Here is a 20,092-nt window from a genome sequence, read left to right on the forward strand (position 1 = left end):
CGTCGGGTGGAAGTGCCCTGGTGACGTGGGTTACACCAACTCACGGGCAGGACGGGGACCAGTGGCGAACCGCATTCACGAGACCGCGATCATCGGCAAGGACGTCGAGATCGGCGACGACAACGTGATCGGCCCGTACACGGTCATCGCCGGGCCGGCCCGGATCGGCGACGGCAACTTCATCGGCCCGCACGTCAGCATCGGCGGGCCCGCCGAGTTCCTCAGCGCGCCGCACCTGGCCGGCTGGGACGGCGAGAACGACGGCCCCGGCGTGGTGATCGGCGACCGCAACCGCATCCGCGAGTTCGTCACGATCAACCAGGGTGCCAAGGAGCCGACGCGCGTCGGCAACGACAACTACGTGATGGGCCGCGCCCACATCGCGCACGACTGCATCGTCGACAACAGCGTCGTGATCACCAGCGCCGTGCAGATCGCCGGCCACTGCCACGTGTGGAGCGGCTCCAACATCGGCCTGGGCACCGTCGTGCACCAGGGCACGCAGATCGGCCCCGGCGCGATGATCGGCCTCGGCTCGGCCATCCGCAAGGAGGTCGGTGCGTTCACCATCACGCTGGGCAACCCGGCCCGCACCACCGGCGTCAACGTCATCGGCCTGTCCCGTCGCGGGTGCGACGAGGCCGCGATCGCCGCTCTCACCGGTTTCCTCACCGGCAAGGAGGCGGAGGTTCCCGCCGGCCTGCCGGAGGAGCTCGCCGCGCTGCTCAAGGCGTGGACCGAGCGTTCGAACGAGCACTGAGCCCCAGACCTCGAAGAGAGAACGAGAAAAACGATGGCCCTCAACGACCGTCTTCGTGGTGTCTTCGTGGACGCCCTCCAGCTCGACGACTCCGTGGACGTCGAGAACCTGAAGTACCGCGACATCGACGAGTGGGACTCGGTCGGCCACATGGCGCTCGTCGCCGCCATCGAGGACGAGTTCGACGTCCAGTTCGAGACCGAGCAGGTCATCGACATGAGCAGCTTCAAGGTCGCCGTCGACATGCTGAAGGGCTTCGGCGCTGGTGAGTGACTTCACCGGCAAGGTAGCGGTCGTCACCGGCGGCACGCGCGGCATCGGGTTCGCCACGGCCGCGGCGCTGGCGGAGGCGGGCGCGACGGTGGTCATCACCGGGCGTGACCGCGAGACCGCCGAGAAGCGCGCCGCCGAGCTGGGCGAACGCGTCCACGGCGTGGCGCTCGACGTCGCCGACTCGGCCGCGATCAAGGACGTCTTCAAGGCGGTCGCGAAGGAGCACGGGCGCATCGACGTGCTCGTGGCCAGCGCGGGCGTGCTGGAGGGCGGCCTCATCGGCATGCTCACCGACGACCACGTCAACAAGACGCTGACCACGAACGTCGCCGGCACGATCAACTCCGTGCAGGCGGCGGCTCGGGCCATGATGCGCAAGCGCACCGGCTCGATCGTGCTGATCGGGTCGATCGTCGGCGAGCGCGGCAACGCCGGTCAGATGGTCTACGCGGCGTCCAAGGCCGCGCTGGTCGCGGCCGCGAAGTCCGCGGCGAAGGAGCTCGGGCGGCACGGGATCAGGGTCAACGCGGTCGCGCCCGGCGTGATCCAGACGGACCTGATCTCGGAGCAGTCCGACGAGGTGCTGGAGCGGATCAAGGGCGACACGGCCCTCGGCCGGCTCGGCACCGCGGACGAGGTCGCCAAGGTGATCCGGTTCCTGAGCAGTGACGACGCCTCGTTCGTCACCGGTCAGGTCCTCGGGATCGACGGAGGTTTGGTGCTGTGACGCTGCTGCACGCTCAGGCCCGCCTGCGCGACGCCGCGACCGGTGAGCTGCTCGGCGGTGCCGAGCTCGCCGGCCGGGTGTCCGAGGCGGCGAAGGAACTCGCCGATCTGCCGTCCGGGGTGCTGTTCCTCCGGGTCGGCCTGGACCTGACGAGCGTGCTGCGGTACCTGGGTGCGTTCGAGGCGGGCCGCGCCGTCGCGCTGCTCGACCCGGCGCAGGACCGCGAGGTGCTGGACGGGCTCGTGGCCCGCTTCCGCCCCGCGGCCGTGCTGGGCATCGACGACGAACCCGCGCCGGGCTACACGCAGGACTGGGTGCGCGAGGACGCGGACGGCGTCGCACCGCACCCCGACCTGGCCGTGATGCTCCCGACCAGCGGTTCCACCGGCAACCCGAAGTTCGTGCGGCTGTCCCGTTCGGCGATCCTCGCGAACGCCGACGCGATCGCCGAGGTCCTCGGGATCACCGGGGACGAGGTCGCGCCGACCACCCTGCCGCTGCACTACAGCTACGGCATGTCCGTGCTCAACAGCCACCTGCGCCAGGGCGCGACGGTGCTGCTGGAGGGCTCCGGCGTCGTGGCGCGGCCGTTCTGGGACGCGGTCACGCAGTACGGCGTGACGTCGCTCGCGGGCGTGCCGTACCACTACGAGATGCTGCGCCGGCTGCGGTTCGACCCGGCGAAGTACCCGACGCTGCGCACGCTGACGCAGGCGGGCGGCAAGCTCCGCAGCGACCTGATCAGCGAGTTCAACGACAAGATGCGCGCCGCCGGCGGGCAGATGTTCGTGATGTACGGCCAGACCGAGGCCGCGCCGCGGATGGCCACCGTGCCGTCCGACCGGCTCGCCGAGAAGGTCGGCTCCGCCGGTCCCGCGCTGCCCGGTGGCTCGTTCGCGATCCGCGACGAGGCCGGGAACGAAATCGCCGAGTCCGGTGTTGCCGGTGAGGTGGTGTACCGCGGTCCCAACGTGATGATGGGCTACGCCGAGTCCGAAGCCGAGCTCGCTCTCGGCGACGAGACCGGCGGCGTGCTCGTCACCGGTGACCTCGGCTACCTCGACGAGGACGGGTTCCTCTACATCACCGGCCGGCTCAAGCGGATCGGCAAGGTGTTCGGCAACCGGGTCAACCTGGACGACCTGGAGCAGATCGTGAAGGGCTTCGGCGCGGCCGCCGCCGTGCCCGCGGGCGACAAGGTCGTCGTCTTCCTCGACAGGGCCGAGAAGGACACCTGCAAGCAGGCCGCGAAGTTGCTGTCCGAGACGCTGCACCTGCACGTCACGGGCTTCGACGTGCGTCCGGCGGAGGGTTTCCCGCAGCTGCCCAGCGGCAAGATCGACTACCGGTCCTTGGAGGCACAGGTATGAGCGTCTTCGGGCGCAGTCAGGCCGAGCGCGAGACCGCGCTGCTGGCGGAGCTGACCGAGCTGACCGAGCACCACCGCGCGAACTCCGAGCAGTACGACCGGATCCTGTCGTCGCTCGGCATCAGGTCGGGTGAGGCGTTCGGGTCGCTGAACGACCTGCCGTGGCTGCCGGTGCGCATGTTCAAGACGCACGAGCTGAAGTCCATTCCGGACTCCGAGGTCTTCAAGGTCCTCACCTCGTCCGGCACGACCGGCGGTGGCGCCTCGCGGATCTACCTCGACAAGGAAGCCGCCGGGGTGCAGACCAAGCAGCTCGGCGCGACGCTGCAGGAAGTGCTCGGCGGCAAGCGGCTGCCGATGCTCATGGTCGACACCATCAGCATCATCAAGAACCGCCGCTCGTTCTCCGCCCGCGGCGCCGGCGTGCTCGGCATGGCGACGTTCGGCCGAGGCCACGTCTACGCGCTGGACGAGAACGACCAGCCGGACGTCGAGGCGGTCAAGGAGTTCCTGGCCAAGCACGGCAATGAGCCGTTCCTGATCTTCGGCTTCACCTTCATGGTGTGGCAGTACCTCTACGAGGTCGCGCGCGAGCACAAGCTCGACCTGTCGAACGGCATCCTCATCCACTCCGGTGGCTGGAAGAAGCTCATCGACATCGCGGTCGACAACGCCGAGTTCCGCAAGCGCTTCGCCGAGGACACGGGCCTGACCCAGATCTACAACTACTACGGGATGATCGAGCAGATCGGCACAGTCTTCCTGGAGGGCAGGTCGGGCAACTCGTTGTACTGCCCGGACTTCGCGGACGTCATCATCCGCAACCCGGACACCTGGGAGGAGCAGCCCGTCGGCGAGCCCGGTGTCATCGAGGTCGTCTCGACGCTGCCGCGCAGCTACCCGGGCCACGTGCTGCTGACCGAGGACCTCGGTGTGGTGCACGGCATCGACGACGGCGACTGGCCGGGCAAGCGGTTCTCCGTGCTCGGCAGGCTCCCGCGCGCCGAGGCCCGCGGCTGTTCGGACACCTTCTCTGGAGCTGTTGCCTCATGAAGCGCCGTTTCCCCGCAGGTTCCGACGTCTCCTCGGTCGACGAGCTCCTCGCGAGCATCTCCGGCGAGCCCACCGGCGGCCGGCTGAAGGTCGGCGACGAGCGGATCGTCGACTTCCTGGTGAAGTTCGCGCGCAAGCTGCTCGCCCCGCAGATGGCCCGCCGCTACCCGGAACTGGCCTCGCTGGGCTTCTTCCTGCGCCGCGGTGAGATCAACAAGGTGCTGAAGCAGCTGGAGACGCCGGCCGGTGTGCTGCGCTTCGGCCGCGGACTCGTCTTCCACATCCCGCCCGCCAACGTCGACACGATCTTCGTGTACTCGTGGGCGCTCTCGGCGCTGGCAGGCAACAGCAACGTCGTGCGCATCTCGCCACGCTCGGCCGGTGCTGCCGAGGCCGTCGTCGAGGCGTTGAACGACGCCCTGAAGGACGCGCACCCTGCCGTCGCGCAGACCCAGGTCATGGTTACCTACGACCGCGACGACAAGGTGACGGCGGCGCTGTCCGCCGCGTGCGACCTGCGCGTCATCTGGGGCGGTGACCGCGCCGTCAACGAGGTGCGCAAGCTGCCGCTCGCCCCGCACTCGCGCGACGTCACGTTCCCCGACCGCGCCTCGTTCGCGCTGATCTCGGTCGACGGCTGGGTCTCCGCGACGCCGGAGCAGAAGCGCGAAGTGGCTGTCGGTTTCTACAACGACTCGTACTGGTTCGACCAGGCCGCCTGCTCGTCACCGCGCGCGCTGTTCTGGGTCGGTGACGAGGTCGCGGGCCAGCAGGCGCGCACCGAGTTCCGCGCCGAGCTGAGCGCCGTGCTCGAAGCCAAGCACCACGTCGTCGAGCCGGCCATGGCCGTGCAGAAGCGCGTCTCCGCCTACGGTGTCGCCGCGGACGGCCACGCGAAGTCCATCTCGTTCGACGGCAACGCCGTGGCGACGCTGGAGCTGACCGAGGCCGCCGACGTGCCGCGCGAGTGGCTGGGCGCGGGCACCTTCCCGTTCGCCACGCTGCCGACCCTGTCCGCGCTCGTGCCCATGGTGCAGCGCAAGGACCAGACGCTGTCGGTGTTCGGCTTCTCGCAGGAGGAGCTGGAGGCACTGGCGCACGAGCTGGCAGGGCGCGGCATCGACCGCATCGTGCCGTTCGGCAACGCGCTGACGTTCTCCGACCACTGGGACGGTTTCGACCTGCCCGCGGAGTTCACCCGCCTGGTGACCGTCCAGAGCTGACGGTCCACAGCAGACGAAAGCCGCACTGGAGCCTGGTGCGGCTTTCGCCGTGTCCGGACTAGTTGTGGCAGTCCTGGGCCTTGAGCGAGAGGATCGCCGCGACGACCTTCTTCTCCTGGCTCACCCCGAAGATGAACTTGGCGGCAGGGTTGTCGTCCGCCTCGGCGACCCAGCTGTAGTTCGGGCCGGTCGGTTCGAGGTTGGTGTACTCGGCCTTGAGCTTCTCCTCGGTGGCGCCGATGCCGACACCGTCGGACGTCATGACCGGGGTGAAGCTGATGCTCGCGACGCCCACCTTCTTGGACACCCAGGTGCGCTGACCGGTGCCGATGATCTCGTGGTTCGAGCAGTCGGCGTCCGGGTTCGTCGCCAGGTCGGGAGCGATCAGCTTGGCGTCCAGTGCCTGCTGGAGCGTCATGCCGAGCTTCAGGTCGCCGTAGCCGAAGGAGCCGATGACCGGCTTGGCCGGTGGTGCGGGCTGGGAGGTCATCGTCTGCGTCACCACCGAGGTGACCGTCGACGCGGGCGTTGTGCTGGACGACGTGGGCGCGGCGGTGGGCGGCGTGGACGTGCACGCGGCCAGGCCGAGCGCGGCGGCAGCGGTGACGATGACGAGCGAGCGGTTCATTTCGTTGTCCCCCAGAGCTTTCAGAGCAGAGCGAGTGAGCAGTCGGCGCCGGTCGCGCCGAGCTTGATGCGGAAGACCTCGTCGGTGTCCCCGAAGTACACGAGGTCGGGGCTGCCGACGAACGAGTACACGGCGTTGCCGGCCACCACGGCCGACCAGCCGTCGTCGTACTCGGAGGCGTCCTGGTAGGCGGCCTTCACCTCGGCGTAGGTCGAGCCGACGCCGATCCCCTTCGACGTCCTGGCCCCGGCGGGCAGCGTGATCCGGACGACGCCGTGCTTCTTGGAGATCGCGACGTGGTCGTCGGCCACGCAGTCGGGGTCGTTGCCGCCGTTATCCCAGGTGAGTGCGGTGAGGCCGGTCGCTCTCGCCTCCTCCAGCGTCATCCCCAGCTTGAGGGCGCCGTAGCCGAGGCGGTTGTCCACCTTCACGGCGGCCTGCGGCGGGTTGGTCACCGTCGCGGTCACGACCTCCGTCACCACCTCGACCGGAGGTGGCGCAGTGGTGGTGCCGGACGGCGTGGGTGCCGCGGTGTCCGGAGTGGACGTGCACGCGGCCAGGCCGAGTGCGGCGGCGATGGTGACTAAGGCGAGCGAGCGGTTCATCCTGGTCCCCCCGAGGAATCGTGTTGCCGTGCCCGCCCCACCCCCAGCGGGGCGGGCACGACTGAACAACACGAACTCTGACGGAGGCGTCTGCAAACGGCCTGCAAGTCCGCTGTGACCGGACCTGCAGGACTTCCAGAAGGGGTGTGACCAGCTCAGACGAGCGCGGAGACGGTCTCGTCGGCGATGTGGCGGCCGATCTCCAACGCGCTGGTGGCGGCGGGGGAGGGCGCGTTGAGCACGTGCACCTGGCGCGGTGCGGTCTCGATCAGGAAGTCGTCGACCAGCGAGCCGTCCGGCAGCATCGCCTGGGCGCGGACGCCGGCCTCGGCACGCACGAGGTCGTCCTCACCGACGGCCGGCACCAGTCGGGCCAGGCTCGCCGCGAAGCGCCTGCGGGAGAACGACCTCAGCACCTCGTCGAGGCCGGTCCTGCCGAACTTCCGCGCCAGCCTCCACGTGCCCGGGAACCGCAGCACGTCGGCGATGTCGCGCGGGCTCACCTGGCCCCAGCGGTAGCCCTCGCGGCGCAGCGCCAGCACGGCGTTCGGGCCCGCGTGCACGGAACCGTCGAGCATGCGCGTGAGGTGCACGCCGAGGAACGGCAGCGCCGGGTCCGGCACCGGGTAGATCAGGCCGCGCACCAGGTCACGCCGTTCGGGACGCAGCTCGTAGTACTCGCCGCGGAACGGGACGATGGTCGCCTTCGGCTTCAGGCCGGCGAGCCGTGCGACGCGGTCGCTGTGCAGGCCCGCGCAGTTCACCAGCGCGTCGGCGCGGACGATGCCCTGCGGCGTCGCCACCGCGACACCGTTGCCCTCGGCGCGGATGGCGAGCGCGGGGGAGCTCAGCCGGAGGTCCGCGCCGGACAGCAGGCCGACGAGCACCCGGCAGACGGCCGGGAAGTCGATGATCGCCGTGGACTCGACGCGCAGGGCGGAGACGGCGGACACCTCGGGCTCGTACTCGCGAGCCTCGGAGGAGGAGATCAGCCTGGCGGGAACGCCGTTCGCCTCCGCGCGTTCGGCCAGGGTGTTCAGGCGGGGGAGTTCGTCGGGCGAGGTGGCGACGACGAGCTTGCCGCAGACGTCCACGGGGACGTCGTGCTCCTGGGCGAAGGCCACCATGGAAGCGTTGCCCGCCACCGACATACGGGCCTTCAGCGAACCGGGCTTGTAGTACAGACCGGCGTGCACGACGTTGCTGTTGTGCCCGGTCTGGTGCGCCGCCCAGTGGTTCTCCTTCTCCAGCACGGTCACGTCGTGACCGCGCAGGAGAAGTGCGTGAGCGGCGGAGAGTCCGAGGATCCCTCCGCCGATCACGACGACGTGACTCACGTCAGGCCTTGCCCGACACGTTCTTGAGGATGTCGAGGTTGGCCTCGCAGATCTTCGGCATGTCGAAGTTGTCGAAGACCCACTGACGACCGGCCTCACCGATCTTCTTGGCGACGCCCTCGTCCTCGATCAGCCGCACGATCGACTCCGCCAGCGCCGAGTGGTCGCCCGGCTTGGTGAGCAGCGACTCCGTGCCGTTGGTGATCACGGCGTTCGGGAAGTAGTCGGCCCGCTCGGCCATGACCGTCGGGACGCCCGCCGCCATCGCTTCGAGCGACGCGATGCCGATGCCGAAGCCCTGGAGGTCGTGGACCTCCATGTCGGAACCCGCGAGCAGGCCGGGGATCTCCGCCTTCGGCAGCGTGCCGGTGCAGATCAGCGCGTGCTCGACGCCGAGTTCCTTGGCCACTTCCAGGAAGTCCGAGTTGTACAGACCGCCGATGACCAGGACCTTCGTGTCCGGGTGCTTGCGGAGCACCTCGGGCAGCGCCTTGACCAGGTTGATCCGGTCGCGGACCGGGATCACGTGGCCGAGCGACGAGATGACCGGGCCGTCGCCGATCTCCGGGAACCGCTCGCGCATCTTCGCGCGCTCGCTGGCGTGGTCGAGGTCGTGGAACCGGTCGAGCTCAACGCCGACGGCCAGCTTCTCGATGCGCTCGTCCGGCGTCTTGTAGCGCTTCTTGATGTACTCGTAGAAGATCGTGTCGATCGCGACGAGCTTCGTCGGCTTGTTGTACGACGTGATCGGCTTGACGACGAACGCGTCGAGCATCCGGAAGACCGCGTGGATCGGCTTCATCGGGCTCTGCAGGCGGGTGTGCAGCGTCAGGACCGACGGCACCTTCCGCTTGCGCGCCCACAGACCGCTCTGCCAGGTCAGGTCGAAGAACTGGCCGTGCTGGTGGACGACGTCCGGCTTGAAGCCGTCCAGCAGCTTGAAGACCTTCTTGCGGTTGCCCCACTTCAACGCGAACGTGATGTCGAAGTTGAACGAGATGCGGGTCTCCGGCAGCGTCCACGACGGCAGGCGCACGATCTTGATGCCGTCGCGCTCCTCCACCGGCAGCGCACCGCCGTACGCGGCGGTGATCACGAGGACCTCGTGACCCTGCGCCGCGTAGTAGCGCGCCAGCGTGTCCGACACGTAGGCGCTGCCGCCCATGCGGGGCGGGAAGAAGTTGTTGATGATCGCGATCCGCATCGCGTCAGGCCTTCCCGTTGGTGGCCGAGAGGGTCGCCTCGTGGACGACCTTGTGCGCCGGGAGGATCGCGTTGCGCTCAGCGAGCACCTCGTCCGAACCCGCGCCCAGCTCGAGCAGGTTCAGGAAGTGGTTCAGCTGCGCGGCCAGCGGCTCGGCGCTCTGCAGGATCGTCGGCAGCTCGATGACGGTCTGCGACTGGTAGCCGACGCCGTCCGCCGCGGGCGAGTCCGCCACGTGCTTGTAGATCGTGATGTCCCGGCGGAGCAGGTCGATCTCGATCAGGCGGTCGATCTCCAGGACCGAGATCTGCCGCACCTTGCGCTGGCTGATCCGCGACGCCGAGATCGTGGCGAGCGCGCCGCTCTCGAACGACATGGTGGCGTCGGCCGAGTCCTCGGAGCCGTTGTCCTGCGACTGCTTGTGGAAGAAGCCGAAGGAGCCCTTGACCGCGGCCGGCGCGTTGCCGACGAAGCGGATCGCGAGGTCGACGTCGTGGATGAGCAGGTCGCCCGCGACACCGGTCTTGATCCGCGGCACGAACGGCGAGTGCCGCATCGCGTTGATCTGCACGACCTCGCCCACGAACTGCTTCGCGGTGAGGATCGCCGGGTTGAAGCGCTCGAGGAAGCCGCAGACGAGCGGCAGACCGCGCTTCTCCGACTCGGCGACGAGCTCCTCGGACTGCGCGTACGTGGCGGCCAGCGGCTTCTCGATGAGCAGCGGCTTGCCGAGCTCCAGCGCCTGCTTGGCGATGGCGTAGTGCGCCTCGGTGGCGGCCGCGATGACGACCGCGTCGACGTCCTTCAGCCCGTCCAGCGAGTTGGTGTACTCGATGCCGAAGCGGTCGGCGATGGCCTGACCGGTCTCGGCGTTGTGCTCCACGACGAACTTGAAGTCGACGCGGTCGGACTGCGACAGCACGCGGGCGTGCAGCGAGCCCATGGTTCCGGCGCCGACGAGGGCGACCTTGGGACGGGCGGTCACGCGCCGAACACCTCCCGGACGGAAGAGACGATGGTCTCGAGCTCGGCGTCGGTCAGCTTCGGGTGAACCGGCAGCGAGAGCGCCTGCTCGGCGACCTTCTTCGCGACCGGCACGTCGGAGGCGATGACCTGGGGGTTGTCCCGGTAGCAGTCGTAGTCGAACACGAGCTTCGGGTAGTAGATGCCGTTGCCGATGCCCTTCTCGGTGAGCTTCGCCGCGAGCTCGTCGCGGGTCACCGGGGCGTCGTCGCCGACCAGGATCGTGTACTGGTGCCACACGTGCTCGCGGCCCGGCAGCACGGCGGGAACGGTCAGGCCCGTCACGCCGTCGAGGCCCTTGGACAGCGCCTCGGCGTTGCGCCGGCGCGCGTCCGTGAGCTGCTGCAGCTTCTCGAGCTGCGGGATGCCCAGCGCCGCGTGCAGGTCCGTGAGGCGGTAGTTGTGGCCCGCCATTTCGTACTGGTAGCGGGCGCGCATGCCCTGGTTGCGCATGACGCGCAGCTTGTCCGCCAGCGCGTCGTCCGACGTCGTGATGACGCCGCCCTCGGCGGTGGTGATGTTCTTGGTGGCGTACAACGAGAAGCAGCCGATGCCGAACGAGCCGGCGGGCTTGCCCTCGAACGTCGCGCCGACCGCCTGCGCCGAGTCCTCGACGATCGCCAGGCCGTGCTGCTGCGCCAGCGGCACCAGACGACCCATGTCGGCCATCTGGCCGTACAGGTGGACCGGCATGAGGACCTTCGTGCGGTCGGTGACCGCGGCGCTGACCTTCTCCGGGTCGATGTTGAAGTCGACCGAGTCGATGTCCGCGAACCGGGCGGTGGCTCCCGCCTCCAGGATCGCGTTCAGCGTGGCCACGAAGGTGAACGGCGTGGTGATGACCTCATCACCCGGCTGCAGGTCGAGCGCCTGGATGGACGCGACCAGCGCGGTCGTGCCGTTGTTGACGGCGACCGCGTGCGGCACACCGGCAACGGAGGCGAAAGCGTCCTCGAACCGCTTGACCATCGGTCCCTGTGCGATGACACCGGAGCGGAGCACTTCCAGCACGAGCGGCTCGGCGTCCTGGACGTCGACGACGGTAATCGGAATCATGCAGCAGACTTTCCACTTCCGGAGACGGTTGGATGCGTCCGGTACAGTTGCCCCGCGGTGTTACTGCCAGGTGCAGACCAGGCGCGGACCACAGGCTACCTGCCTGATGGAGTGATCCTTTTCAGGGTCCGTTGTGGATCCGCAGCGCAGGAGTACGACCCTCATGGACGCCCAGCCCGCCGTGCCCGGCCCGTCGCTGGGAAGCGAAGCAGGAAGCGGAGAACCGATGACCGTCGAGCCCGACGTGGCTGCCACCGACGCTGAGAAGGTCGAACCTCCGGCTCCGGCCACCACACGCAAGGCACTGGTCATCGCCTGGGCGAAGCGCCTGCTGATCGTCGCGGTGCTCGCCGCCGCCGTCTGGTCGGTGTACTCCCAGTGGGACGAGGTCTACCCGACGCTGGTCGCGCTGCCGTGGCAGTCGGTCGTGTTGTCGCTGGTCGCGGTGTTCGTCGGCATCTTCCTGGGCCCGCTGGTCTGGAAGATCGTGCTGTCCGACCTGGGCGCTCCCGTCCGGTTCGTCGACGCGTCGAAGTTCTACCTCGTCGGCCAACTCGGCAAGTACGTTCCCGGCGCCGTCTGGGCCGTCCTGTTGTCGATGGAGCTCGCCCGCGAGGCAGGCGTCAACCGCGCGCGCAGCTTCACCGCGGGCCTCGTCGCCACCGGCATGGGCGTGCTCGCCTCGCTGATCGCCGGCCTCGCCGCACTGCCCGTCATGCTCAACGGCCGTCCCGAGGCGAACCAGCTGCTGTGGCTGTTCCTGCTGCTGCTCGTCGGCCTGCCGTTCCTGCACCCGCGCCTGCTGACCTGGTCGGTCAACCTGGTGCTGAAGGTCCTGCGCAAGGCGCCCATCGAGCGCCGGTTCACCGGCATCGAGATCCTCAAGGCGCTGGGCACGGCCGTCGCCATCTACCTCTGCTACGGCGTGCACCTGTGGCTGCTGGTCAACTCGCTCGGCTCGCCGCGCTGGGACACGCTGATCCTCTCCACCGGTGCGATGGCGTTGTCCATGACCGCCGGGTTGTTGGCGTTCTTCCTGCCGTCGGGGCTTGGCGCTCGTGAGCTCGTGATCACCGCGACGATCGCGACCGTGCTGCCGTCCGGGCAGGCCATCGCGTTGGCGCTGGTGTCGCGGTTGATGTTCACGATCGCCGACCTGGCGGCTGCCGGTTCGGCTGCTTTGGTGGCCTACCTGCAGAAGCGCCGGGGCGTGCCGGTGCCGGTTCCCGCTGAGGACTGAGACTTCGTCTGGTCGCGTTCCTGGGGTCGGGTCGCCTTGCGAGGGTGGTCCGGCGGGTCGTGACGAACTTTGCGGGGGTTGCGATCGGGGCTTGACCTTGAGCCTCTGGCGGGGTGCTTGGACGGCCGGAAAAGGCCGGGCTGAAAAGCGCCCGGCCGTGCCCGAAGGGGTAGCACCCCGCCCCTCAAGGTCAAGCCCCGATCGCCGTATAAGGGCCCGAACCGCTACCCGTCGCATCCCAGTTCAGACGGCTCGCTGCGCATCGCCACGCCAGGCCTCGTAGGTGGTTGGCTCACGCCTTCGGCTGTCCGGTTGGCACCGCGCGCCGGGTCTGCGTGCGTGGTCGCTTTGCGAGGGCGAGTGCGGTTGCCTTCTGCGCCCCCTCCGCGCCCCTAGAACCAGCGCTCCAGCACCTGCGCCACGCCGTCCTGGTCGTTCGACGCCGTCACCTCGTCGGCCACCTTCAGCAGCTCCGGGTGCGCGTTGGCCATCGCGACCCCGTGCCCGACCCACGCCAGCATGGGGATGTCGTTGGGCATGTCCCCGAACGCGATCACGTCCTGAGCGGCGATCCCCAGCCGCTCGCAGACGTCGGCCAGGCCAGTGGCCTTGGTCACGTCCCTCTCGGACACCTCGATCAGGCCCGCGTTGGTCGAGAACGTGATGGCGAACTCGTCGCCCAGCACGGCCGTCGCGGCCGTCGACATCTCCGCGCTGGTCATGCCGGTGTGTCTGACCAGCAGTTTGATCGCCGGGTGGCCGAGAACCTCCGCCCGTGAGGCGGTGTCGTGCTGGTCCGGCCAGGCGTGCTTGTAGCCCTCCTCCGCGAGGAACGTCTCCACGTCCGCCGCCCGTTCGCCGACCCGTTCGGCGGCCACCGCGCAGCCGGGGATCGCCGTGTCCAGGGCGTGGACCAGGTCGGACAGGCGCACCGGGCTGATGCTCCGCTGCCAGACCACCCTGTCCTCGCCCACGTGGTAGAGCACCGCTCCGTTCGCGCAGACCGCGTAGCCGGTGGCGCCCAGTGCGTTCGCGATGCGCGGGACCCACCTCGGCGGGCGGCCGGTGACCAGTGCGAACGGGGTGCCGTCCGCTAGCACCCTGCCGACCACGTCCACCGTGTGGTCGCTCACCTGCTCGTGCGTGCCGAGAATCGTTCCGTCGACGTCCGATGCCACCAGTGCCGGTTTCTCCACGACGTCCATCCTCGCCGATGGTGGATTCGCCGAACTACGGAGCTGGTTCGCTAGTGTCGACCGGTGCGAGTTGGTGTGGTGATCCTCCCCGAGTACCGCTGGTGGGTGGCGGAACCGAAGTGGCGCGCGGCCGAGGAGCTGGGCTTCTCCCACGCGTGGACGTACGACCACCTCGGCTGGCGGACACTCGTCGACGGGCCGTGGTTCTCCGCCGTTCCCACGCTCACCGCCGCCGCGATGGTCACGTCGAAGATCCGGCTCGGCACGCTCGTCGCGTCCCCCGTCTTCCGGCACCCGGTGTCGTTCGCGCGCGAGATCTTGACTCTTGACGACGTGTCGGACGGCCGCCTGAACGTCGGCGTCGGCTCCGGTGGCACGGGCAGCTACGACTCGGACGCCATCGGTGGGCAGGAGCTCACGGCCGCGCAGCGCACGCAGAGGTTCGGCGAGTTCGTCGAGTTGCTCGACCTGCTGCTGACCAGGGACAAGACGACCTGGAAGGGCGAGTTCTTCACCGCGGACGAGGCTCGCGGGCATCCCGGCTGCGTCCAGCGGCCGCGCGTGCCGTTCGTCGTCGCCGCCGACGGGCCGAAGGCGATGAACGTCGCCGCCCGCTACGGCACCGGCTGGATCACCACCGGTTCGCGGCAGCTGGAGAACCCCGGTTACGAGGACTGGTGGCGTGGCGTCGCGAAGGTGACGCGGCGGTTCAACGAGGAGCTCGCGTCGATCAACCGGGCGAGCGGCACCATCGACAGGTACCTCAACCTCGACTCGGCGCCGGTGTACTCGCTGTCGAGCGTGGAGGCGTTCCAGGACGCCGCCGGCCGGGCCCGCGAGCTCGGGTTCACCGACCTGATCGTGCACTGGCCGCGCAGCGAGGGCGTCTACTTCGGCCACGAGACCGTGCTGGAGCGGGTGGCCGGGGACGTGTTCCCCGGCCTCACCGACTCCGAGGTCAGGGGCTGACGGGAGCGCCCGGCTCCGGCACCAGCTTGTAGATCGTCGAGTCCTGGTTCTGGAACACCTTCTGCACGAACGGCTTGCCCTCCAGGTCGCGCAGACCTGCGACGCGTTCCTTGCCGCCGTGCACGTAACCGACGTCCACGATGATGTAGGTGACGTTGAGGTGCTTCACCGCGTCACGCACCTCGGCGTCGGTCGCGTAGTCGTTGAACTCCGACTGCAGCGTGCCCACCGCGGGCGACTCGGCGGAGCCGTCGTAGTGGCCGACGACCGGCTGCACGCCCGCGAGCGCGTACATCCAGACCGTGCCGTCGCGGCGGTCGTTGAGCACCCGCTCGCCCGGCTTGACCAGCTTCGCGAGCTCCTGGAACGCGAGCACCTCGGTCGGGCTGACCACCATGTTGTGCCGGTCGGCGCCCGGCTGGTTGCCGTAGCCGAGCTTCACCTGGCTCGCGTTGAGGTTGTAGTACAGACCCTGGCTGAGCAGCGCGAACGCCGCGACGACCAGACCGCCGGCGACGTACTTGGCGGGCCCGGCGGCGAGCTTCACGCGGGCCGCGCCGGCCTTCGCGAAGTCGTACACCTGCGCGAGGCCGTGGCCCGCGACGACGGCCAGCGGGACGCACGCCAGCGCGATGAGGCGCCACTGGTCGTTCCACCACGGGCTGGTCAGCTTGGCGACCCAGAACTGCGAGTACGACGCCGTCAGCACGAACACGCCGCCGAAGAACGCGGCGGAGCCGAGCAGCCAGCGCAGGTCGCCCAGGCGTGAGGCGAAGATCAGGCCGACCCACAGCGCGAGCGCGAGCCAGTACTGCGGCAGCGCGATGACGTGCTGGAACGTCAGCAGCGAGCCGACGGACTGGCTGACGGGGAACGTCGACGGCCAGTCCACGATCGCGATCTTGCCGCCGACCGCGAGCGCGCCCAGCAGGTGCGGCGCCGTCACGACCACGGCCACGACCGCGGGGATGACCAGCTTGACCAGGTCGCGCCAGATGATCCGGAGGTTGCCCCACCAGCGCTGGATGAACATCGGCAGCACGAACAGGATGCCGCCGAACAACGTGCTGGAGTGGATGGCGAGCAGGCCGACCGCGACACCGCCGAAGAAGATGCCGGTGTCGAGCGCCGCGCGTTTGAGGTACGCGTCCATCGCGATGGCGAGCACCGGCATGACCGCGATGCCGAGCGTGAACGTCAGCAGCGGGCCGCGCCACAGGTTGTCGTAGGTGGCGCTGGTGCAGGCCACGGTGACGAGCGCGGTGAACGCGGCGGTGACGGCGCGGCCGTTGAAGTGCCGGATCATCGCGACCAGGGCCAGCGCGAGCAGGCCGGGGAGCAGGATCGTGTTCGCGTTCAGCACGGCCGGCACGGCGGCACCGGTCAGCTTGAACACCAGCGCGCCGACCAGGTGGTAGGCGTTCGGGTAGAAGACGCCGTCCGGCAGCTCGTACCAGTTGACCTTGCCCGTCGCGTACAGGCTGCCCTCGCCGGTCTCGGCGATGTAGCGGATGCCGTTCGCGTGGTAGGCGGCGTCCCAGTCCTGCGGGATCGAGTTGAGGTCCCAGCGCATCGCCGTCATCAGCACGGCGAACCCGACGACGGCGGCGGCCAGCAGCGTCACGGCGACCGCGACGTGCGCGCTGCGCGTCCAGGGCGACGGCACGCGCTCGACCGGACCGCTGCGGCGCACGACGAACCAGCGCGCGAGCCCGAACAGCACGGTCACGAGCAGCGTGGTGACCAGGAACGTCCAGATGTTGAACGGGATCCCGATCTTCCACAGCCACGGGCCCGCGAGCCCGGCGATCAGGTACGTGAACACGGGGGCGCTCGCGGCGAGCGCCCATCCGCGCACACCCGCCGCCGCGGCGGCGAGCCCGCCCGGCAGCCACAGGACGAGGAGATACGTCCCGATCGTCGCCACGGTCAGCAGCGTGCTCGCTTCGGTCGGCACAGAACCACCCATGGTTGCTCAGCAAGTGGATGTGCGGGAGGCCCCCGCGATAACACGAGCAAGGCTATCCCGAACGGCGTTGTCGGCCGCCGAGGGCCTCTCGCACGCGTTTTAGCTGATCAAGGGCAGTGCGGTTCGTGGAGGGGGTGTTGGGGCCACGCGTGGGAGCACCGGTACCCTCCACGTTCGTGAGCTTCGCTGGTTTTGACCTCATCGTCGTCGGTTCCGGTTTCTACGGGCTGACCGTTGCCGAGCGCACCGCCTCCCAGTTGAACAAGCGGGTGCTCGTTCTGGAACGTCGTTCCCACATCGGTGGCAACGCGTACTCGGAGGCTGAGCCCGAGACAGGAATCGAGGTGCACCGCTACGGCGCGCACCTCTTCCACACCTCGAACAAGAGGGTCTGGGAGTACTGCAACCAGTTCACCGAGTTCACCGGCTACCAGCACCGCGTGTTCGCGATGCACAAGGGCACGGCGTACCAGTTCCCGATGGGCCTGGGTCTCATCACCCAGTTCGTCGGCAAGTACCTGTCTCCGGACGAGGCCCGCGCGTGGGTCGCCGAGCAGGCGTCGGAGATCGACAGCGCGGACGTGACGAACCTCGAGGAGAAGGCGATCTCGCTGGTCGGCCGTCCCCTCTACGAGGCGTTCATCCGCGACTACACCGCGAAGCAGTGGCAGACCGACCCGAAGGAGCTGCCGGCCGCGGTCATCAGCCGCCTCCCGGTCCGCTACAACTTCGACAACCGCTACTTCAACGACACCTACGAGGGCCTGCCGGTCGCCGGCTACACCGCGTGGCTCGAGAAGATGGCGGAGCACGAGAACATCGAGGTCCGCCTCGACACGGACTACTTCGACGTGAAGGACGAGATCCCGGCGGGCACGCCGGTCGTCTACACCGGTCCGGTCGACCGCTACTTCGACTACTCCGAGGGCTGGCTCGGCTGGCGCACGCTCGACTTCGAGCAGGAGGTCGTGCAGACGGGCGACTTCCAGGGCACGCCGGTCATGAACTACAACGACGCGGACGTCCCGTACACCCGCATCCACGAGTTCCGCCACTTCCACCCGGAGCGGGACTACCCGAAGGACAAGACGGTCATCGTCCGCGAGTTCTCCCGCGCCGCGGAGAAGGACGACGAGCCGTACTACCCGATCAACACGGCAGAGGACCGCGAGAAGCTCGAGCGGTACCGCGTGCTGGCCAAGAAGGAAGCGGCCGACAAGAACGTGCTGTTCGGCGGCCGTCTGGGCACCTACAAGTACCTCGACATGCACATGGCGATCGGGTCCGCGCTCAGCGCGTTCGACAACAAGATCGCGCCGCACCTGAACGAGGGCACGCCGATCAACGGCGACCTCGACTGATGTCGGTTTAGTCGCATTATCGCCCGGCCGTACAACCTGTGCGGCCGGGCGATCGTCATTGGACAGTGAGTACCATGGGCGCCTGACGCGCCGCGCCACGACGTTTCTGTGGCGGAAGCCATCCATGAAGCTGACCCGAACCGCCCGAATTCGGTTCGCCGGAGGAAGCACGTGACCGAGCAGGCCAAAACCGCAAGCGCTACGAAGATCAACCCGACTCAGGTCCTGCAGCGGGTGATCATGCCGCGCGACGAGGACCCGCTGGACGTGCGACCGCTCTACCTCGACGAGCCGGCCAACGTGCACAGCCACGTCTCGGGCCGCCGCGCGGTGACGGTTCCGACCTCGGCGAAGGTGTCGTTCGCGTCGTACTTCAACGCCTTCCCCGCGAGCTACTGGAAGCGCTGGACGATCATCGAGGACGTCGTCCTGCGCCTGCGCGTGCGCGGTGCCGGTCGCATCGACGTCTACCGCTCCAAGGCCAACGGCGACATCGTGCACCTCGACGGCCACGTCGTGCGCACCCCCAAGGCCTACTCCGACATCGCCATCAAGGTGTCGCTCAAGCCGTTCGAGGACGGCGGCTGGATCTGGTTCGACGTCTTCACCGACGACACCACGATCGAGATCGAAGAGGCGGCCTGGACCACCGAGCAGGTGCTCCCGACCCAGACCGTCGCCATCGGCATGACGACGATGCGCCCGGTCGACGCGGTCATCGCGCTGCGCACCCTCGGCGAGGACCCGGCCGTGCTGGCCGTGCTGAAGAAGGTCTTCGTCGCCGACCAGGGTTCGGTCAAGGTCCGCGACACCGAGGGCTACGCCGAGGCCGTCAAGGCGCTCGGCGACAAGCTGGAGATCATCGAGCAGGACAACCTCGGTGGCTCCGGCGGCTTCACCCGCGGTCTGTACGAGGCGATCGAGCACACCGACGCCGACCAGATCATGCTGATGGACGACGACATCCGCCTGGAGCCGGACGCCGTCCTGCGCTCGAACGCGTTCGCGCGTGCCGCGGCCCAGCCGGTCATCGTCGGTTCGCACATGCTGAACCTCCAGGCCCGCGCCCGGCTGCACAGCATGGGCGAGGTCGTCGACCTGGGCACCTGCTACTGGCGCGCGGCGCCGGGCGCGCTCACGGACCACGACTTCGGCGCCGAGACCCTGCGCGAGACCGAGGAACTGCACGCCCGCATCGACTCCACCTACAACGGCTGGTGGATGTGCCTGTTCCCGCGCGAGGTCGTGCAGCGCACCGGCTACCCGCTACCGCTGTTCATCAAGTGGGACGACGCGGAGTACTCGCTGCGCGCCCTGGAGCGCGGCTACCCGACGGTCTCGCTGCCCGGCTCCGCCGTGTGGCACATGCCGTGGACGGACAAGAACGACGCCACCGACTGGCAGGCGTACTTCCACACCCGCAACCGCCTCGTCCTCGCGGCGCTGCACAGCCCGTACGACGTCCGGTCCACGCTGCTCAAGCAGGGCCTGAAGCTGTCGCTGCGGCACCTGCTGTCGATGGAGTACTCGACCGTCGCCGTGCAGCAGAAGGCGATCGAGGACTTCCTGGCCGGCCCGTCGAAGCTGTTCGACTCGCTGCGCACGGCCCTCCCGGCGATCCGCGAGCTCCGCAAGGACTACTCGGACGCCCAGGTCCTGCCGTCCGCCCGTGAGTTCCCGGCGCCGACGTTCGACATGGTCCGCGCCGAGCAGATGCTGACGCCGCCCACGAACCCGGTCACCATCGCGTCCGAGGCAGCCAAGGCGCTCATGCACAACCTGCGCGAGCCCCAGGCCGCCACGGCCGAGCGCCCGCAGATCAACGTGCCGGCGACCAACGCCCGCTGGTTCCTCCTGGGCAACCTGGACAGCGCCACGGTCTCCAACGCCGACGGCAGCGGTGTCGCGTTCCGCAAGCGCGACCCGAAGGAGTTCCGCCAGCTGATGAAGCGCGCGGTCCGCAACTACCGCCGCCTGTCCGCGGAGTGGCCGCGGATGCAGAAGGTGTACCGCGACGCGCTGCCCGAGCTGACCTCGGTCGAGTCGTGGCGCAAGGTGTTCGAGAACAACAGCTGAACTTCGGCTCGTGCGAAAGGCCC

General features: G+C 68.9%; 18 protein-coding genes. 10 read left to right on the forward strand and 8 right to left on the reverse strand.

Going from position 1 to position 20,092, the window contains the following annotated elements; genetic code table 11:
• The first annotated feature begins 61 nt into the window (after window positions 1-61).
• Genes ACFWN2_RS30310 through ACFWN2_RS30335 form a run of 6 tightly spaced genes read left to right on the forward strand, consistent with a single transcriptional unit; the run spans window position 62 to window position 5,405 of the window.
• Window positions 62-760, forward strand: a complete 699-nt coding sequence (locus tag ACFWN2_RS30310) for a UDP-N-acetylglucosamine acyltransferase (RefSeq protein WP_382433144.1) — start codon at window positions 62-64, stop codon at window positions 758-760.
• A 33-nt stretch (window positions 761-793) separates the two neighbouring features.
• Entirely contained in the window at window positions 794-1,033 is a 240-nt protein-coding gene (locus ACFWN2_RS30315; protein ID WP_089907749.1) for an acyl carrier protein, read from the forward strand.
• On the forward strand, window positions 1,026-1,760 hold the full coding sequence (locus ACFWN2_RS30320) for an SDR family NAD(P)-dependent oxidoreductase (RefSeq protein ID WP_382433146.1): 735 nt from the start codon (window positions 1,026-1,028) through the stop codon (window positions 1,758-1,760). The genes ACFWN2_RS30315 and ACFWN2_RS30320 overlap by 8 nt, the downstream gene beginning before the upstream one ends.
• Window positions 1,757-3,130: an AMP-binding protein gene (locus ACFWN2_RS30325; protein ID WP_382433148.1), complete on the forward strand. Its 1,374-nt coding sequence runs from the start codon at window positions 1,757-1,759 to the stop codon at window positions 3,128-3,130. The genes ACFWN2_RS30320 and ACFWN2_RS30325 overlap by 4 nt, the downstream gene beginning before the upstream one ends.
• Window positions 3,127-4,182, forward strand: a complete 1,056-nt coding sequence (locus ACFWN2_RS30330) for an acyl-protein synthetase (protein WP_382433150.1) — start codon at window positions 3,127-3,129, stop codon at window positions 4,180-4,182. The genes ACFWN2_RS30325 and ACFWN2_RS30330 overlap by 4 nt, the downstream gene beginning before the upstream one ends.
• Entirely contained in the window at window positions 4,179-5,405 is a 1,227-nt protein-coding gene (locus tag ACFWN2_RS30335; RefSeq protein ID WP_382433152.1) for an acyl-CoA reductase, read from the forward strand. Before ACFWN2_RS30330 ends, ACFWN2_RS30335 begins: the two co-directional genes overlap by 4 nt.
• Window positions 5,406-5,463: 58 nt before the next feature.
• Here ACFWN2_RS30335 and ACFWN2_RS30340 read toward each other — a convergent pair whose 3' ends face one another.
• The 6 genes from ACFWN2_RS30340 to ACFWN2_RS30365 form a co-directional block, all read right to left on the reverse strand.
• Window positions 5,464-6,033 (reverse strand): hypothetical protein, encoded by a 570-nt coding sequence (locus tag ACFWN2_RS30340; RefSeq protein WP_382433154.1) that lies wholly within the window; start codon window positions 6,031-6,033, stop codon window positions 5,464-5,466.
• A gap of 20 nt (window positions 6,034-6,053) precedes the next feature.
• Window positions 6,054-6,638, reverse strand: a complete 585-nt coding sequence (locus ACFWN2_RS30345; RefSeq protein ID WP_382433156.1) for a hypothetical protein — start codon at window positions 6,636-6,638, stop codon at window positions 6,054-6,056.
• Between the two features lie 155 nt (window positions 6,639-6,793).
• The gene (lhgO, locus tag ACFWN2_RS30350; protein WP_382433158.1) at window positions 6,794-7,975 is read right to left on the reverse strand and encodes an L-2-hydroxyglutarate oxidase; all 1,182 of its coding nucleotides are present in this window, start codon (window positions 7,973-7,975) and stop codon (window positions 6,794-6,796) included.
• Window position 7,976: 1 nt separating this feature from the next.
• On the reverse strand, window positions 7,977-9,179 hold the full coding sequence (locus ACFWN2_RS30355; protein ID WP_382433160.1) for a glycosyltransferase family 4 protein: 1,203 nt from the start codon (window positions 9,177-9,179) through the stop codon (window positions 7,977-7,979).
• 4 nt (window positions 9,180-9,183) lie between these two features.
• The gene (locus tag ACFWN2_RS30360; RefSeq protein WP_382433162.1) at window positions 9,184-10,164 is read right to left on the reverse strand and encodes a Gfo/Idh/MocA family protein; all 981 of its coding nucleotides are present in this window, start codon (window positions 10,162-10,164) and stop codon (window positions 9,184-9,186) included.
• Window positions 10,161-11,258, reverse strand: a complete 1,098-nt coding sequence (locus ACFWN2_RS30365; RefSeq protein ID WP_382433164.1) for a DegT/DnrJ/EryC1/StrS family aminotransferase — start codon at window positions 11,256-11,258, stop codon at window positions 10,161-10,163. Before ACFWN2_RS30365 ends, ACFWN2_RS30360 begins: the two co-directional genes overlap by 4 nt.
• A gap of 226 nt (window positions 11,259-11,484) precedes the next feature.
• Here ACFWN2_RS30365 and ACFWN2_RS30370 point away from each other — a divergent pair, with 226 nt between their 5' ends.
• Entirely contained in the window at window positions 11,485-12,498 is a 1,014-nt protein-coding gene (locus tag ACFWN2_RS30370) for a lysylphosphatidylglycerol synthase domain-containing protein (RefSeq protein WP_382433166.1), read from the forward strand.
• Between the two features lie 392 nt (window positions 12,499-12,890).
• Here the strand turns inward: ACFWN2_RS30370 and ACFWN2_RS30375 are convergent, their stop codons facing one another.
• A complete protein-coding gene (locus ACFWN2_RS30375) occupies window positions 12,891-13,694 on the reverse strand; it encodes an HAD family hydrolase (RefSeq protein WP_382433325.1) in 804 nt (267 codons plus the stop codon).
• A 63-nt stretch (window positions 13,695-13,757) separates the two neighbouring features.
• Here ACFWN2_RS30375 and ACFWN2_RS30380 point away from each other — a divergent pair, with 63 nt between their 5' ends.
• Entirely contained in the window at window positions 13,758-14,663 is a 906-nt protein-coding gene (locus ACFWN2_RS30380) for an LLM class flavin-dependent oxidoreductase (RefSeq protein ID WP_382433168.1), read from the forward strand.
• Here the strand turns inward: ACFWN2_RS30380 and ACFWN2_RS30385 are convergent.
• A complete protein-coding gene (locus ACFWN2_RS30385; RefSeq protein WP_382433170.1) occupies window positions 14,653-16,620 on the reverse strand; it encodes a DUF6541 family protein in 1,968 nt (655 codons plus the stop codon). The genes ACFWN2_RS30380 and ACFWN2_RS30385 overlap by 11 nt on opposite strands.
• Window positions 16,621-16,808: 188 nt before the next feature.
• Here ACFWN2_RS30385 and glf point away from each other — a divergent pair, with 188 nt between their 5' ends.
• Together glf and ACFWN2_RS30395 are read left to right on the forward strand one after the other, a co-directional pair.
• On the forward strand, window positions 16,809-17,993 hold the full coding sequence (gene glf, locus ACFWN2_RS30390) for a UDP-galactopyranose mutase (protein WP_382433172.1): 1,185 nt from the start codon (window positions 16,809-16,811) through the stop codon (window positions 17,991-17,993).
• A gap of 171 nt (window positions 17,994-18,164) precedes the next feature.
• On the forward strand, window positions 18,165-20,069 hold the full coding sequence (locus ACFWN2_RS30395; RefSeq protein WP_382433174.1) for a glycosyltransferase: 1,905 nt from the start codon (window positions 18,165-18,167) through the stop codon (window positions 20,067-20,069).
• Window positions 20,070-20,092: the final 23 nt, after the last annotated feature.

This window comes from Lentzea sp. NPDC058436, from assembly GCF_042721515.1.
Lineage (GTDB): Bacteria > Actinomycetota > Actinomycetes > Mycobacteriales > Pseudonocardiaceae > Lentzea.